This window comes from Winogradskyella sp., from assembly GCF_013213835.1.
GTDB lineage: Bacteria > Bacteroidota > Bacteroidia > Flavobacteriales > Flavobacteriaceae > Winogradskyella.
In genome coordinates, this window is record NZ_JABSSU010000004.1 from 84305 (window position 1) to 99689 (window position 15385).

17 protein-coding genes are annotated in these 15385 nt (G+C 33.4%); 3 read left to right on the forward strand and 14 right to left on the reverse strand.

Annotated elements, in window-relative coordinates; all coding sequences use genetic code 11:
* Positions 1 to 23 precede the first annotated feature (23 nt).
* Positions 24 to 683, reverse strand: coding sequence for a hypothetical protein (locus HRU50_RS06120; RefSeq protein ID WP_296349257.1), 660 nt, complete (start codon positions 681 to 683; stop codon positions 24 to 26).
* A gap of 9 nt (positions 684 to 692) precedes the next feature.
* Positions 693 to 1805 (reverse strand): DNA-processing protein DprA, encoded by a 1113-nt coding sequence (dprA, locus tag HRU50_RS06125; RefSeq protein WP_296349258.1) that lies wholly within the window; start codon positions 1803 to 1805, stop codon positions 693 to 695.
* A gap of 106 nt (positions 1806 to 1911) precedes the next feature.
* On the opposite strand from dprA, the gene HRU50_RS06130 reads away from it, so the two are divergent.
* The 3 genes from HRU50_RS06130 to HRU50_RS06140 all read left to right on the forward strand — a co-directional run bounded on the left by HRU50_RS06130 (position 1912) and on the right by HRU50_RS06140 (position 3872).
* On the forward strand, positions 1912 to 2850 hold the full coding sequence (locus HRU50_RS06130; RefSeq protein WP_296349260.1) for an SPOR domain-containing protein: 939 nt from the start codon (positions 1912 to 1914) through the stop codon (positions 2848 to 2850).
* A 128-nt stretch (positions 2851 to 2978) separates the two neighbouring features.
* Positions 2979 to 3488 carry an acyl-CoA thioesterase gene (locus HRU50_RS06135; protein WP_296349262.1) on the forward strand — a complete coding sequence of 170 codons (510 nt, stop codon included), beginning with the start codon at positions 2979 to 2981 and terminating at the stop codon, positions 3486 to 3488.
* 165 nt (positions 3489 to 3653) lie between these two features.
* Positions 3654 to 3872 carry a DUF6515 family protein gene (locus tag HRU50_RS06140; RefSeq protein ID WP_296349264.1) on the forward strand — a complete coding sequence of 73 codons (219 nt, stop codon included), beginning with the start codon at positions 3654 to 3656 and terminating at the stop codon, positions 3870 to 3872.
* Here the strand turns inward: HRU50_RS06140 and HRU50_RS06145 are convergent.
* From HRU50_RS06145 to atpE, 12 genes are all read right to left on the reverse strand, one after another.
* Positions 3869 to 5086: a peptidoglycan DD-metalloendopeptidase family protein gene (locus HRU50_RS06145; protein ID WP_296349265.1), complete on the reverse strand. Its 1218-nt coding sequence runs from the start codon at positions 5084 to 5086 to the stop codon at positions 3869 to 3871. The two genes, HRU50_RS06140 and HRU50_RS06145, sit on opposite strands and share 4 nt — an antisense overlap.
* Before the next feature lie 5 nt (positions 5087 to 5091).
* Positions 5092 to 5892 carry a DUF4292 domain-containing protein gene (locus HRU50_RS06150; RefSeq protein WP_296349266.1) on the reverse strand — a complete coding sequence of 267 codons (801 nt, stop codon included), beginning with the start codon at positions 5890 to 5892 and terminating at the stop codon, positions 5092 to 5094.
* Between the two features lie 74 nt (positions 5893 to 5966).
* The gene (locus HRU50_RS06155) at positions 5967 to 7328 is read right to left on the reverse strand and encodes a tetratricopeptide repeat protein (protein WP_296349268.1); all 1362 of its coding nucleotides are present in this window, start codon (positions 7326 to 7328) and stop codon (positions 5967 to 5969) included.
* Between the two features lie 160 nt (positions 7329 to 7488).
* Positions 7489 to 8508: a sugar phosphate nucleotidyltransferase gene (locus HRU50_RS06160; protein ID WP_296349271.1), complete on the reverse strand. Its 1020-nt coding sequence runs from the start codon at positions 8506 to 8508 to the stop codon at positions 7489 to 7491.
* Between the two features lie 33 nt (positions 8509 to 8541).
* A complete protein-coding gene (gene dut, locus HRU50_RS06165; RefSeq protein ID WP_296349273.1) occupies positions 8542 to 8976 on the reverse strand; it encodes a dUTP diphosphatase in 435 nt (144 codons plus the stop codon).
* Positions 8977 to 9069: 93 nt separating this feature from the next.
* On the reverse strand, positions 9070 to 10533 hold the full coding sequence (locus HRU50_RS06170) for an oligosaccharide flippase family protein (RefSeq protein WP_296349275.1): 1464 nt from the start codon (positions 10531 to 10533) through the stop codon (positions 9070 to 9072).
* Between the two features lie 138 nt (positions 10534 to 10671).
* The gene (locus tag HRU50_RS06175) at positions 10672 to 11193 is read right to left on the reverse strand and encodes a hypothetical protein (RefSeq protein ID WP_296349277.1); all 522 of its coding nucleotides are present in this window, start codon (positions 11191 to 11193) and stop codon (positions 10672 to 10674) included.
* A 245-nt stretch (positions 11194 to 11438) separates the two neighbouring features.
* Positions 11439 to 12299: an ATP synthase F1 subunit gamma gene (gene atpG, locus HRU50_RS06180; protein ID WP_296349278.1), complete on the reverse strand. Its 861-nt coding sequence runs from the start codon at positions 12297 to 12299 to the stop codon at positions 11439 to 11441.
* 76 nt (positions 12300 to 12375) lie between these two features.
* Positions 12376 to 13953, reverse strand: coding sequence for a F0F1 ATP synthase subunit alpha (gene atpA / locus HRU50_RS06185; RefSeq protein ID WP_296349279.1), 1578 nt, complete (start codon positions 13951 to 13953; stop codon positions 12376 to 12378).
* A 55-nt stretch (positions 13954 to 14008) separates the two neighbouring features.
* Positions 14009 to 14548 (reverse strand): ATP synthase F1 subunit delta, encoded by a 540-nt coding sequence (gene atpH / locus HRU50_RS06190; RefSeq protein ID WP_296349281.1) that lies wholly within the window; start codon positions 14546 to 14548, stop codon positions 14009 to 14011.
* A 7-nt stretch (positions 14549 to 14555) separates the two neighbouring features.
* A complete protein-coding gene (locus HRU50_RS06195) occupies positions 14556 to 15056 on the reverse strand; it encodes a F0F1 ATP synthase subunit B (protein ID WP_296349284.1) in 501 nt (166 codons plus the stop codon).
* A gap of 98 nt (positions 15057 to 15154) precedes the next feature.
* On the reverse strand, positions 15155 to 15349 hold the full coding sequence (atpE, locus tag HRU50_RS06200; RefSeq protein WP_296349286.1) for an ATP synthase F0 subunit C: 195 nt from the start codon (positions 15347 to 15349) through the stop codon (positions 15155 to 15157).
* Positions 15350 to 15385: the final 36 nt, after the last annotated feature.

Sequence of the window (15385 nt, forward strand, 5' to 3'; positions counted from 1 at the left end):
TCATACATCTAGTTGATATATCCCTATTTATGACAACAGTATTTTTTAAACTGTGAATATAATTGAGATTCAAGATCTTGATCTTCTGGAACAAAATAGTAACCATCAGCATCCTCTTTTATACTAACAGGTATTTCTTCAGAAATTTTTGATTTTGAGACTACTTCTTTAGATTGTTCATCCAAAAGCACCAGATAATTAGTCTTAATACCATAGTGTTTTTGTGATAGAATAAATCCGCCATCTATATACTCATACTCTTCAGATAAATTATTTAAGCCGTACTTTGCTCTAAATATTAAAAGTTCCTTTTCGTATTTATCAATCTCTTTGATTTCATTGTCCTGACACTTAATCACGAATTCCGTTTTGCCTAGACTATCTTTTAGGGTAATTGTCTTAATATTTTTTGGTTTTGGATGATGCTCTTCCTTAATTAGTTTACCATTCCTTATATGTTTGTAATAATCGCCATACTTTACAATTTTGTTCTCAATAATTCTATAGTTACTGTCTTCAAAAAACAAACTATCATTGGTTTTATTAATCCTTTCATAATACACTTCTTGTCCCAATGTATCAATGTAGGTTGTCTTTGTCATTACATCAAAGGACTTTATTGTATCATTTTGAGCAAAGCTTATATTTTGAAAAATTAAGAAAAGTAAAATCAGTTTTCTCATTAGTATAGTTTAAATTATTTCAAACAATTTTCCAGGTAAAGGTCTTACCAGACCTTTTAATTCCATATTGAGTAAAATACCCGCTAATTTATATGAGGGAATTTTGCAATCAAAGGCAATAGTATCAAGCAATTCTTTGTCGTTATCTTTTAGATAATCATAGATGATTTTCTCTTCTACATCTAATTCCACAAATAGCTGCTTTTGTATTACTGATTTAGAACTTGTAGTGTCATCTTCTAGCTGCCAGTTTAACATATAAGGCACATCTAACGGATTCGACAACAAATGCGCTTTTTGATATTTTATAAGATTATTACAACCTATACTTTGGCTATCTGTTATTCTTCCTGGCACTGCAAATACTTCTCTGTTATAAGAATTTGCAATGTCAGCAGTAACTAAACTACCACCTTTTTCGGCAGACTCAATAACTATGGTCGCCTCGCTTAATCCCGCAATAATTCTATTGCGTTTAAGAAAATTGTTTCTGTCAAAGACATCTGTACTCCAAAAATCTGTAAAAAAGCCACCATGGTTTTCTATGTCAGCAACGTATTTTTTATGCACTTTAGGATAAATCTGATTAAGGCCATGAGCCAAACAACCAATGGTTTGCAGATTGTGCTTTACCGCAGCTTTTTGGGCAGTAATATCAGTGCCATAAGCAAAACCTGAAACTATAACCGGATTGTAAGGCGATAAGGTTTCTACAAGCTTTTCACAAAACGCAACACCATTTGTGGTTATTTTTCTTGTTCCGACAATACTAATTATAGGCTGCTGTTTTAAATTAATATTACCCGATTGAAACAATACAATTGGACCATCAATACAATGCTTTAATCTTTCAGGGTAACTGTCTTCTGTAAAATAGTGAGCAACAATATTATTATCTCTAATAAACTTTAACTCTTGTTCAGCTTCAGCAATATATGAATCATCAAAAAGACCGTCTATAGTAACAGCTCCTATGCCATCAATTTTTAGAAGATTACTTCGCTTTTCTTTAAGTACAGCTTCTGCAGAGCCACAATGATTAATCAACTTTTTTGCTGTAGTTGGACCTATTTTTAGTACGTGTTGTAAAGCCAATGCAAAAATTAATTGTTGATCTGTCATTATATGTGATTGATTTTAAACCTACAAGAAACTAAATTTTGAGATGTTAATAACTATGTGAACACAAACTTTTATCACCTACAAAAATTTTTAACTTTGTTTTTGTATGCAATTAGAAACCTATATAAGTGATCTTCTTTACCGTTACGAATGTGTAACTATTCCGGAATTTGGTGCATTTATATCAAATAGAGTATCTGCAAAAATTCATGATACAACACACACATTTTATCCTCCAAAAAAGATATTATCGTTTAACGAGCAAATTCAAAATAACGATGGGCTTTTAGCAAACTATATTGCCGAAATAGAAAAGATTCCATACAACATTGCGATAGACAAAATATCGAAACATGTTAAAGCCATAAAGTCTTATTTGACAGAAGGTGAAACTATTAAATTAGAAAATATTGGTGATTTAATTCTAAATTCTGAAGGGAATATACTTTTTAACCCTTCTAATCATATCAACTACTTAACAGACTCTTTTGGACTGTCTCATTATAGAAGTTCTGATATTAAACGTGAAATCTATAAAGAAGAGATTACTAAAATTGAAACTGTAGCACCAATAGCAATTACACCAGAAAGACGATCTAGTCGCAATTGGTTAAAATATGCTGCGGCAGCTGTAATTATTTTAGGTTTGAGTGGTTTTGGTGCTGCTAATTATTATAATTCAACAATTGAAGATCACAATCAATTAGCACAAGAAGAAGCTAACGCACAACTTGATGCTAAAGTGCAAGAAGCAACGTTTGTTATCACTAACCCATTACCTGCAGCTACCTTATTGCTTGAAAAACAAACAGGTAATTATCATGTTGTTGCTGGTGCTTTTAGAGTTGAGGCCAACTCTGATAAAAAAGTAAATCAGCTGAGAGAATTAGGTTATAAAGCGCGTAAAATAGGTAAGAACAGATACGGACTACATGAAGTAGTTTACTCGAGCTATGATAATAGAGCTGATGCCCAGCGTGCACTTTTCAATATCAGACTAGAGCATAATCAAGATGCTTGGTTATTAATTAAGAAGTTAGATTAATAGCTTTTTACTTCCTTCATTTTTCATTTTTTAATACTCAAGTAAGATGACTCTAACCTTGGATTAAAATGCTAAATCGTACACCTACAATCTAAAATCAACTTATCTTTGCAGAAATTTCAAACATTATGCAACCAAGAACAGCGGCACAGTCTAAAACAGTAATGACTGATTTGGTTTTACCAAGTGAAACCAATCCTATAAATAACTTATTTGGTGGTGAATTACTGGCGCGTATGGATAGAGCTGCAAGTATTGCAGCTAGAAGACATAGTCGACGTATAGTTGTTACAGCTTCAGTTAATCATGTTGCCTTTAATAGGGCTATTCCTTTAGGAAGTGTTGTAACTATTGAAGCTAAGGTTTCCAGAGCCTTTTCAAGTTCTATGGAAGTGTATCTAGATGTTTGGATTGAGGATAGAGAATCTGGTGAATGTATAAAAGCAAATGAAGCCATTTACACATTTGTTGCTGTGGATGAAACAGGAAGACCTGTTAAAATCGCTGAATTAGTGCCTGAAACGGATCTAGAAAAACAACGTTACGAAGCTGCTTTGCGCCGTAAACAATTAAGTCTTGTTTTGGCTGGTAAAATGAAACCTTTAGATGCTACCGAATTAAAAGCGCTTTTTGAGTAATACACCACTTAGACATCTACTACGCTTAGTCTGACATCTAAGATTTGGTATATAAAGTATATTACCTTTCTCTTTTTTAGACAAAAAAAGTTTCCTGCTTTGGCAGGAATGATAATTAAACCTTTTTAAACTTATTTAGTCTTATCTCTAAACCAAATTTATTTAATGATGAGATATTTAGTCTATACTTTAGTCTTAGTGTTTGCATTAGGAACAACCTCTTGTGCAAGACGTGTTGTAGTAAAACAACCAACAACAGTTACTGTTGTGAAAAAATTACCACGTCAATATAAGGTTGTAAGAGTTAAAGGTAAACGCTATTATTATTTTAATGGCAGACACTACAGAAAGACTAGAAATGGATATGTCGTTGTGCGTGTTTAATGCTTAGCTAGCCAGTATTCAGGGTTCAGTGCTTTATCATTTTTGTAAATTCTAAAGCCTAAAAGTGTTTCACCTTTAGCCTTATTGGTAAAAACCTTTCCAATAATTTGACCTTTAGTAATTTTGTCACCTTTTTTTACGTTTATCTTTGCTAGATTCATGTAAACCGACAAATAATTACCATGTCTAATTAGTACTGCCGGATTGCCATTTTTTACAATTAAAATTTGAGAAACTTCACCATTGAATACAGCTTTGACATCGGCATTAGATTCTGTAGCGATTTGAATACTTTTATAATTATTAGTCACGGAAGCATCCGTTAATGATCGTCTTTTACCAAATTTTCCTTTTATAACTCCTCTAGATACTGGCCAACCTAAATTCCCTTTATTAGCGGCAAAACTGTTACCAACAATTTTATCTTCTGGTGTTAGCACGAATTTACCCGTTGAATTCTTTTTACCAGCTTTCTTGTTAGAAGCTGCGATTGCTTCTCTAATTAGTCTATCGATTTCTTTATCAATTCTGTCTCTTTCTTGCTTTTTCTTTTGGATTTGAGCAGTATATTTACTCATATCTGACTTTATAGAAGCCATGAGTACTTCGTGTTGCTTTAGTTCCTTTTCTAATGCTCTTTTAGCAACTCTATTTTCTTTAATAAGCTTGTCCTTATCCTTTTTCTGTTCTGATAACTTTAAGTTAAGTTCTTGTAGTTCTTTTGTTTTAGTTTTAATCGCTTCTCCTTGCTCTTTCTGATAATCAGCATATTGCTTTATATACTGCAATCTTTTATAAGCTTGCTTAAAGTTCTCTGAAGACAATAAAAACATCACCTTACTTTGTTCAGACTTGCTTTTATATGACTTTACAATCATTGCAGCATAATCATCCTTTAACTCCTGTAGTTGTGTTCTTAAACTTGTTATTTCTCTCTGATTGGTATTAATTTCTCTAGTGAGCAGGTTTGCTTGTTCGTTAGTAATTCTAATGAGGTTTTTTCTAACGCTTACCTTGTAGTTAAGGTCTTCAATTAAAGTCATTTCAGACTTTTGCTCTTTCTTCTTATTAAATAGTAAAGCATTAATCTGTTTCATTTCCCTAAGGATTTGCTGACGTTGTGCTTCGAGTTTTTTCTGTTTATCACTCTGAGCAGAAACAGACATTGAACAACATAAGCATCCTAAAAAGAAAAGTATATATAATCGCTTCATGTATTCTATTTAATCACCATTTCTTTATAACCCTTAGGTATCTTAAACGGAAAACGTACATCTTGATTTAGAGTGATAGATTTAAAATCCATTATTACCGAAACCTCATCTCTGTCATTTACAGCTATAACTTTAACATCCTTAGGAAATACTTGCTTATCAACCTCTTGGTAAGATTCATAATCTACTTGTAAATGACGTCTTTCTAATTGTTGATAAAGTTGTAAACTATCCATCTTAAAGTGCGCCGGATTTATTAAATAAAATAACTCTAACAACGCATTTTGGTCTTTTGGTTGCAATGCATATGAATTGTCATTAACTGACACCTTATGTGGTTGTGCTTTTAAATCGTATATCGCTTGACCTAGTAATATGTTCTGTACTTTATTAAAATCTAAATCTACACCTGCAAAATCGCTTAGTAATTTGTAATCACCATCAAAATACTCGTTGCCTTGCTTATTATAAAAACGTACTTTTTCTGGTGTAATCATTAGTCTTGCCAATCCTAATGGTGCACTTAACCAAATGACTTCATCTTTTTCTACTCTTAAGTTAAACGTAGCACCTTGAGATTTATCTCCTTGAATCAAATCTATCTTAACTCGCGCTTGCATGGTTTTAAAATCGGCATCATTTTTCTGATGCTCCTTAATAACCTGCTTGGCAGATAATCTGTTACTGGCTTCACCGGATGCAATGACACTTTTTGCGGATTTGCATGATGTGATGAAAACTAACATCCCTAAGGCCATTAAGACTCTCAGGCTTCTAATATTTAAATATATATGTAGTATATTCATTTTCAATTAAAAAATTCAATTTCGTTAACTAAAAACACTTCGCCTGCGCTCAGTGTGACATGTTCTTCGCAATTTTATTGTTGTGCTCTTATCAATAACGCCTTCTTAGCAAACGAGTCTGACTTACTTATATTATTCAAAGCCTTGTATGCAACACTTAATTGTGCATAAAAATCAGCTTCCATTTTTGGGTTATCAACCAGAAAATCTAATCCTATTTCTAAATTATCAATGGCGTCCTTATAATTGCCAAGATTATTATGAGCTGCACCATTCGTTAAATATAATATTGGTTGAGCAGGATATAATTCTAAGGCATTTAAACTATCGTTTATTACCACTTCAAACTGCTTTAAATCTAATTGAAGTAATAGAATATCTCTAATTAGTTTAAAGTCATTAGGGTCTTGTTTTAAAGCTTCTTTATAATGATATAAAGATTTCGCTTTGTCACCTGCTTTTAAATAATACTGAGCTAAGTCTCCATGAGTTTGAGCTGTCTTATTATCATCTACCAGACTAGTAATTTCAACTAAATCTTGTTCATATTGAGGATTTCTAGCTACAAAAGCCACAAAATCTTTCAATACCTTAGTTTTAGCATCTGCATTTATTTCGGCACTTGTAAGCACCTTTTTTACAGAAGCAATGGCTTTATCAACTTTATCATCATCAAGATAAAATTTATACAACGCCAAGTGAACTAATTTAGATTCCGGATTAATTTTCAATAAGTTTTGAGCAGCTTTATAGGCATTTTTTTTGTCTCCTGTCTGACTATATCTGTAAATTAACTGTAGATGATTTTCTTCATTATTTGGATTATTAGCAATGCGTTGCTTTAAATTATCTATGCGGTCATCAGCATTGCCAGTAATATCATAAATTTCATTACGCATGGCATCTCTTTGTTCAGTGACGCCTAATTGCTTATCGAGCTCGTCTAAAATATCTAATGCTTGCTTATATTGTTTCTCTCGCACGTACAAGGCTGCCAAATCCTCTTTATAGTCTGGATGATATTTTACCAACTGCTTAATGGTCTTTATGGCATTATCTATATCATCTTGTTGATAGTATACATCATACAGTTCATCTAAAAACCATTCATTATCTGGTTGCATGCTAATGGCCTTCTTAAGATTATCTTCAGCTGCGCCAAAGTTCTTAAGGCTTTTATAATTTTTGCCTAACTCAAAATAAATGACTGGTCTTTTGCTATTTAGATTTAGACATTTGTGTAGTGCTTCTACAGCGCGCTCATAGTTTTCAATGCCTTTTTGTTTTAAGGCTTCAAAAAAGTGTTCTTGGAACTCGTCTTCCACATTACCTAAATCATCATCTGGAACCTTGTTAAAATCTACCTGCGCATATGCGTATTGTGGTATACAAAGTATTCCGAAGATAAAGATTGATATGTAAATTAATTTTTTCATTTTTGAGATTCCTACGTTCACTTCGAGTATACTTTGACAAGCTCAGTATGACACCTTAGTGACCTTGCAGGAATGACAAGTCTATTTCAAAAGTTGTTCCAAGTTTATATTTAGACTTCGACTACGCTCAGTCTGACATTGCAAGTAAAATTTCCAATAATTATTCCAAAACTGAATAATCGCCAATACTAATTTTAGTAAAGCTGCCATCATACTTAACATAATTACCAATCATGGCTTCATCTAAATTAGCATTTTTGATAATTGTTTCGTTTTGAATTAAACTATTTTTAACGTTAGAATTTTCTAGAACACAGTCTTTCCCAATTGAAACGTTTGGACCAATTGAAGTATTGCGTAATACAGTACCTGCACCAATACAACATGGTTCAATGATATTTGAATTTTCTAATACTACTGAATCATGAATCAATTGTTCTTCGTTATCAGCGGCTAAGAAACCTAACATTTTTGCGTTGGTCTCTAGCGTTACATTCTTATTACCGCAATCCATCCATTCATCAACAGTTCCGGTTTTAAAAACACGTCCTTCAGCCATCATTTTCTTAATACCATCATTGATTTGGTATTCACCTCCATGCATTAAGTTTTCATCTAAAACTTCTTGTAGCTTTTGCTTTAACACAGCAACATCTTTGAAGTAATAAATCCCAATAACCGCCTGGTCGCTTACAAATTCGCTTGGTTTTTCTACAAGTTCAACGATTTCATCATTATCATTTAACTTCACAACACCATAGGCTTCTGGGTTTTCTACACGTTTCGTCCAAATAACGCTATCTGCGTTTGGGTCTAAATCAAACTCAGCTCTAATTAATGTATCTGCATAGGCAATTACCGCAGGGCCAGAAAGTGATGGCTCTGCACTCATAATGGCATGACCAGTTCCTAAAGGTTTGTCTTGTCTATAAATAGATGGCTTTGCTCCTAATTCTTCTGCTAAAGCCGTTAAACTAGCAACCACATCATCTCCAAACCATGCTGGGTCTCCTAATACAAATGCTATTTCTTCAATTGGCTGTTTTAAAACCTTTGCAATGTCTTTTACTAGTCTATGCACTATTGGCTGTCCTGCAACCGGAATTAATGGTTTTGGTACTGTTAAACTATGTGGTCTTAGTCTAGAACCTCGACCTGCCATTGGTACTATTATTTTCATTTTATGAGTTGATTCTTTTAATTGTTTGGTTGTTTATTTTACTCCTGTACTTCCAAAGCCGCCTTCACCTCTCGCTGTTTCTGAAAGTGCTTCGGTTAATTCCCATTCTGCACGCTCGTGTTTAGCTATGACTAATTGTGCGATACGCTCACCATTTTCTATGGTGAAATCTTCATTAGAAAGATTTACCAAAATCACACCTATTTCTCCTCTGTAATCAGCATCTACGGTTCCAGGTGCATTAAGGACTGTAATTCCTTTTTTTGCAGCTAAACCACTTCTTGGTCTTACTTGCGCTTCAAAACCTATAGGCAGCTCTATAAATAAGCCTGTACCTATAATTGTACGTTCTAAAGGTTTTAAAATTCTTGGTTCAGAAATACTAGCACGCAAATCCATTCCGGCAGATGCTATGGTTTCATAATGTGGTAAATCGTGATTAGATTTATTAATGATTCTTATTTTCATAATCAATTCAATTGAAGGTTGAATCTACTTCATTGTTAGTTTATAAATTCCTGCTACACCTTGAATATACTTCGACAAGCTCAGTATGACAACTCAACGGTTACGCAGGAAGGACATTAATTGTTTCTTTTCAAGCACAATAACTAATCCCAAAAATACAACTAACAGTGATATACCAACAATATAATCTCCTCTATATTTATAAAAAGATATCACAGAAAGCATTATTGAAACCGTAAGATATACACCTATTTTCTTGAGATTATATGGAATTGGATAATACTTTCTTCCAAAACCATATGACAATAGCATCATAGATGCATATGCAACTAACGTGGCAATGGCTGAAGCCTTATAGCTATACTTCTCTATAAACAAGATATTTATCACTAAAGTAATTATAGCTCCAAGCACGGATATGTAGGCTCCGAAACGTGTTCTATCTGTAATTTTATACCATACCGAAAGGTTATGATAAATACCAAGACAGAAATTAGCTAATAAAATTATTGGTACAATCCACATCGCTTCCCAATAGGCTTCACTTCTAATGATTAACGGCTTTAATACATCTGCAAATACAACAACTGCTAAAAGTATAATTGAACCAAATGCGACAAAAAATTCTAATATGTTAGCATAATTCTTCTGTGGATTCTTAGTATTGGCATGACTGAAAAAGTAAGGTTCAATTCCTAAACGATATGCAGTCGCAAACAAGGTCATAAACAATGCTAACTTATAACATGCGGAATACGTACCAATTTCTCTTTCTGCAATGTCAGATGGCAATAATTCTTTGAGAAGAATCCTGTCGAATGTTTCGTTGATAGAAAAGGCAATACCTGCAACTAAAACCGGAATAGCATACCGCAGCATTTGTTTCCATAGTTCTTTATCAAACTTATAGGTAAGTTTTGTAAAGAAAGAAGACATTGCTACAAGCGTAATAGCACTAGCTACGAGATTGGCAATGAAAATGTAACTGATTTCGAAGTTTGGGATGTATATGCTTTCAAAAACACTTCCATTTTTAGCTAAGGATTTTAGAGCTAATAAAAAGAATAGATTCAACCCAATATTAACTGCAACATTAAGTATTTTAACAATAGCATATTGCATAGGTTTTTCGTTTGCTCTTAACCATGCAAATGGTATAATAACCAAAGCGTCTAAAAGCAATATCCATATCACCAATTTAATATACTTAACATCTATATCAATGACACTAGCTATTTGGTTTTGAAATACCATTGCCAAAGCAAAAAAGCCAAGTGATGTTATAATTAGTGAAATGGTTGAAGTACTAACGACCTTATTTTTATCTGCTTCTTTATTAAAAAACCGAAAAAAAGCCGTTTCCATTCCATAAGCCAAGAGCACATTAAACAAAACAAAATACGAGAAAATCACAGAGACTTTACCATACTCAGAAGGATTTGCAAGTACTGCTTCACTGGTATATAGCGGCACAAGAAGAAAACTTAGCATTCTTGGTAGCACAGTTGCTAAACCATAAATAAATGTTTGCTTAAAAAGTTTTGAAAATGCAGTCAATAGTTAGTCAAAAAATAAAGTTTAAAGATAGAATTTATATCACTAAATCTAATTCTACTTAAGCTATAAAAGAAGAGACATTTTAAAACATAAAAAAGCCTCATTAAAATGAGGCCTTTTGATTAATAAGATTTAAGACTAATCCTCAAATTCATCCTCATCTAAAGACACAATTACATCTCTATTTTCAGACTTTAAATATGATTTCTTTACATATTGAAACGATACACTGGACAATTGCTTAGAATTATTTGTCTTGTAGTATTTTGTCTCATTATCTTGAATGTAACTAATTACAAATTCATCATCATCTAAACCAAATTGATTTCTTGGCTCTTCTTGAAAAATTGATACTGGTTCTTCCCTAAGAAGTACAGTATAACTTCCTTTATTCTCAGAGAGTTTACCCTTTAGGTTTTTAAAGAAAATACTATCTATTTTAACATTTTCATTTTTATTCTCTAACGGAACAAATATATCTACACCAGTATTTCCCAATTTTACACCAGCATACCAATTTTGAAAATATACTTTGTTAATTGCAAAAGGTGCTTGTTTCTGAAACTCTGGTACTGTAATCTTAGGGCTAGCGCATTGGATTGCGAAAGGAATTATTAATAAAAATGTAATTGCAAAAACAGCCTTTCTAAGTTCTTTCATGTTCTGGTAGATTTACTATGGGACCTACAAGATATAAAATATGTGCTTTTAAACGTCGTTTTAAACTTTTAATCGATAAAATACATGTTTTTTTTATCTTCTGATAATAAAAAACCCAACTCTAACAAGTTGGGTTTTTAATATTGTATAAATCTACTTACTTCTGCGTAATCTATGCAACTATATTTTTTTGCTTGTGCCTAATTGTTTAGTGCCTCTGCACCTTTTAAACATTTGGCTAAAGCCTAATTGTTCAGTGCCTCTGCACCACCAACAATTTCAAGGATTTCGTTTGTAATTGCTGCCTGACGTGCTTTGTTATAAGTTAATTTTAATTGATCTCTTAACTCAGTTGCGTTATCTGTTGCTTTATGCATTGCTGTCATACGTGCACCATGTTCTGAAGCAAAACTATCTCTTATTGCCTTAAACATTTGAGTTTTTAATGACTTAGGAATAAGTGTTTCAACAATCTCAGCTTTAGAAGGCTCAAAAATGTAATCTAAATTTACATTAGCCTCACCTTCAACAGGAACTATTGGTAAAAATTGCTCAGTCATTACAATCTGAGTTGCAGCATTCTTAAACTTGTTGTAAACTAATTCTACTTTATCAAACTCACCTTCAACAAATTTGTCCATAATCATCTGTGCAATCTCAGCAACATTATCAAAAGTTAAGTCATCAAAAACTTCACTCTTATTGGCAATAACATTGCCTGTCTTAGAAAGTGCATCGTTTGATTTTTTTCCTACTGCTAGATAAGACACCTCTTTACCAGCATAAGTTTCATTAGTAAGCTTGTTTACCTCTTTTAAAATGTTAGAGTTAAACGCACCACATAAACCTCTGTTAGATGTTATAGCAACAATAAGGACTTTATTAACTTCGCGTTGTTCTGCAAATTTACTTCCAGAATCAGCATCTAAAGTCGCACTTAAACTTTGTAATAATTCCGTAAGCTTATCCGCATAAGGACGCATAGCAGTAATAGCATCTTGTGCCTTCTTTAACTTTGCAGCAGATACCATTTTCATGGCACTAGTAATCTGCATCGTCGAAGATACTGATGATATTCTGTTACGTATTTCTTTTAAGTTTGCCATTCTCTTTAAGTATTGAGTAATGAGAAATGAGTATTGAGATATTTAATTCAACATCTCAATACCCTATACTAATATCTTAGTTATATTTTGAAGCTAAGTCTTTACAAACCGTAGTTAAAGTATCAATAACTTCGTCTGTTAATTTACCTGCTTTTAATGTATCTAAAGTATCTCTATGCTTAGCATTTAAGTACTCGATATAATCTCTTTCAAATTCCTTTACTTTCTCTACAGGAACATCTTTTAATAAGTTTTTAGAACCTGCATAGATAATTGCAACCTGATCTTCTACAGTGTAAGGATCGTTTTGAGCTTGCTTTAAGATCTCTACGTTACGCTTACCTTTTTCAATTACATTTAACGTTGCAGCATCTAAATCAGAACCAAACTTAGCGAATGCTTCTAATTCACGGAACTGTGCCTGGTCTAACTTTAATGTACCCGCTACTTTCTTCATAGATTTAATCTGAGCAGAACCACCTACACGAGATACAGAAATACCTACGTTAATCGCTGGACGTACACCAGAGTTAAATAAATCTGATTCTAAGAATATCTGTCCATCAGTAATAGAAATTACGTTTGTTGGGATATATGCTGATACGTCACCAGCTTGCGTTTCAATAATTGGTAAAGCAGTTAAAGACCCACCACCTTTAACGATTGGCTTTAATGATTCTGGTAAATCATTCATGTTCTTAGCAATATCATCATCAGCAATAACTTTTGCCGCACGCTCTAATAATCTTGAGTGTAAGTAGAAAACGTCACCTGGATACGCCTCACGTCCTGGTGGACGACGTAATAATAATGACACCTCACGGTAAGCTACCGCTTGCTTAGATAAATCATCATATACGATTAATGCCGGACGACCAGTATCTCTAAAGTACTCACCAATTGCAGCACCTGCGAATGGTGCATATACCTGCATTGGTGCAGGATCAGATGCGTTAGCAGCAACAATTACTGTATAAGCTAAAGCTCCTTTTTCTTCTAAAGTCTTAGCAATACCAGCAACAGTAGACGCTTTTTGACCTACAGCTACATATACACAGAATACAGGCTCTCCTGCATCATAAAATTCTTTCTGGTTTAAGATAGTATCAATACATACTGTAGTTTTACCAGTCTGACGGTCACCAATTACAAGCTCACGCTGACCTCTACCTACAGGGATCATAGCGTCAATAGACTTAATACCTGTTTGCATTGGCTCATCTACTGGTTGACGATAGATAACACCTGGCGCTTTACGCTCTAAAGGCATTTCATATAAGTCACCACCAATAGGTCCTTTACCATCAATTGGGTTACCTAATGTATCAACAACACGACCAACCATTTCCTCTCCTACTTTAATAGAAGCGATACGCTCAGTACGTTTAACAGTTGCACCTTCTTTAATTTCTTTAGAAGGTCCTAATAATACAACACCAACGTTATCTTCTTCAAGGTTAAGAACGATTCCTTCTAAACCGTTTTCAAACTCTACTAACTCACCATATTGAGCGTTAGATAATCCGTAAACACGTGCAATACCATCACCAACAGTTAATACTGTTCCTACTTCATCTAATGAAGCACTTGCCTCAAAACCTGAAAGTTGTTGTTTTAAAATTGCTGATACTTCAGCTGGTTTTACTTCTGCCATCTTTATTTAGATATTAGATGTTAGATGTTAGACTTCTGTCAGTTCTCTAACTATTTTAATTTAATGTAAATTCTCTTTTTAACTTATTTAACTGGTTAGCGATACTAGCATTATACTCTTTATCACCAACTCGTAAAATGAATCCACCTATGATGTCTTCATTTACAGTGTTTGCAATGACCACTTTGTCACTACCTGTAAGTTCCTTAACCTTTGCTAAAGCTTTAGTTTCAATCTCCTTAGTTAATGGAACTGCTGTTGTTACTGTAGCCTCCACAATACCTTGAGCCTTGTCATACAACTCTTGATATTTATTTGCAACAGCACCAATGATATCTATTCGTTTATTACTAATTAACACGTCTAACAATCCTGTTGTAGTACTGTTAAGCTTAGTAAACACTTTTAATAATGTGTCTTTCTTTAATTCAGATTTTATAACTGAGCTTTGAAGCATTAAGTCTAAATCTTCATTTTCAGAAATTGTATTGGCAATAGCTTTCATGTCTGCATTTACAGCTTCAGCTACCTTTTGTTCTTGGGCTAAATCTAATACTGCTTTTGCATAACGTATTGCTGCTCTTGTTCCTGCCATTATACTCTTAGTTTAAAGTTGCGTCACCTATCATAGAATCAACCAATGCAAGTTGCTTCTTCTTATCTGACAATTCTCCTTTTACTACTTTCTCAGCAATATCAATTGATAGACTTGCAACATGAGTTTTTAACTCAGCCATTGCAGCTTTCTTTTCAGTTTCGATAGCTGCTTGAGCTTGCTCTATAAGCTTACCTGCTTTTGCGTTTGCCTCTTCTGTAGCATCAGAGATAATTTTGTCTTTCATCTCACGAGCTTCTTTCAACATCGTTTCGCGCTCAGCTCTAGCTTCTTTAAGAAGACGCTCATTATCTGCATTAAGGTTTTCCATTTCCTTTTTAGCATTTTCGGCCGCATCTAATGCATTTTGAATACCTTCTTCTCTTTCATTAAGCGATGTTAAGATTGGTTTCCATGCAAACTTTACTAATAAGAATATTAATCCTAATAATAAGATTGTCTGAACAATAAATAACCCTGGTGAAAAATCGTTTAATAATGTTTCCATTATATGTATTTATTTAATGTAAATTTTAATGTTTTTTTAAAACACGTCCTGCAACCAACCGTTGCAGGATTTGTGTTCTTTTAGTTTTTCTTCGATTCTTAATTTCCTAAGAATAAAGCACCGAATGCTAAACCTTCTAATAATGCAGCGATGATAATCATTGCAGTTTGGATTTTACCAGTAGCTTCAGGTTGACGCGCAATACCTTCCATTGCACTTCCACCAATTTTACCTAATCCGATACCAGCACCGATTACAATTAATCCTGCACCTACTAAATTTGGAACTGTCATAGCCAAAAATTTAAATTAATTAAACAAACTCTTATA

Bases quoted from the DNA above. Each gene is read 5' to 3' on its own strand.
- HRU50_RS06120 (WP_296349257.1), bottom strand. From the start codon at position 683: ATGAGAAAACTGATTTTACTTTTCTTAATTTTTCAAAATATAAGCTTT.
- dprA (WP_296349258.1), bottom strand. From the start codon at position 1,805: ATGACAGATCAACAATTAATTTTTGCATTGGCTTTACAACACGTACTA.
- HRU50_RS06130 (WP_296349260.1), top strand. From the start codon at position 1,912: ATGCAATTAGAAACCTATATAAGTGATCTTCTTTACCGTTACGAATGT.
- HRU50_RS06135 (WP_296349262.1), top strand. From the start codon at position 2,979: ATGCAACCAAGAACAGCGGCACAGTCTAAAACAGTAATGACTGATTTG.
- HRU50_RS06140 (WP_296349264.1), top strand. From the start codon at position 3,654: ATGATGAGATATTTAGTCTATACTTTAGTCTTAGTGTTTGCATTAGGA.
- HRU50_RS06145 (WP_296349265.1), bottom strand. From the start codon at position 5,086: ATGAAGCGATTATATATACTTTTCTTTTTAGGATGCTTATGTTGTTCA.
- HRU50_RS06150 (WP_296349266.1), bottom strand. From the start codon at position 5,892: ATGAATATACTACATATATATTTAAATATTAGAAGCCTGAGAGTCTTA.
- HRU50_RS06155 (WP_296349268.1), bottom strand. From the start codon at position 7,328: ATGAAAAAATTAATTTACATATCAATCTTTATCTTCGGAATACTTTGT.
- HRU50_RS06160 (WP_296349271.1), bottom strand. From the start codon at position 8,508: ATGAAAATAATAGTACCAATGGCAGGTCGAGGTTCTAGACTAAGACCA.
- dut (WP_296349273.1), bottom strand. From the start codon at position 8,976: ATGAAAATAAGAATCATTAATAAATCTAATCACGATTTACCACATTAT.
- HRU50_RS06175 (WP_296349277.1), bottom strand. From the start codon at position 11,193: ATGAAAGAACTTAGAAAGGCTGTTTTTGCAATTACATTTTTATTAATA.
- atpG (WP_296349278.1), bottom strand. From the start codon at position 12,299: ATGGCAAACTTAAAAGAAATACGTAACAGAATATCATCAGTATCTTCG.
- atpA (WP_296349279.1), bottom strand. From the start codon at position 13,953: ATGGCAGAAGTAAAACCAGCTGAAGTATCAGCAATTTTAAAACAACAA.
- atpH (WP_296349281.1), bottom strand. From the start codon at position 14,548: ATGGCAGGAACAAGAGCAGCAATACGTTATGCAAAAGCAGTATTAGAT.
- HRU50_RS06195 (WP_296349284.1), bottom strand. From the start codon at position 15,056: ATGGAAACATTATTAAACGATTTTTCACCAGGGTTATTTATTGTTCAG.
- atpE (WP_296349286.1), bottom strand. From the start codon at position 15,349: ATGACAGTTCCAAATTTAGTAGGTGCAGGATTAATTGTAATCGGTGCT.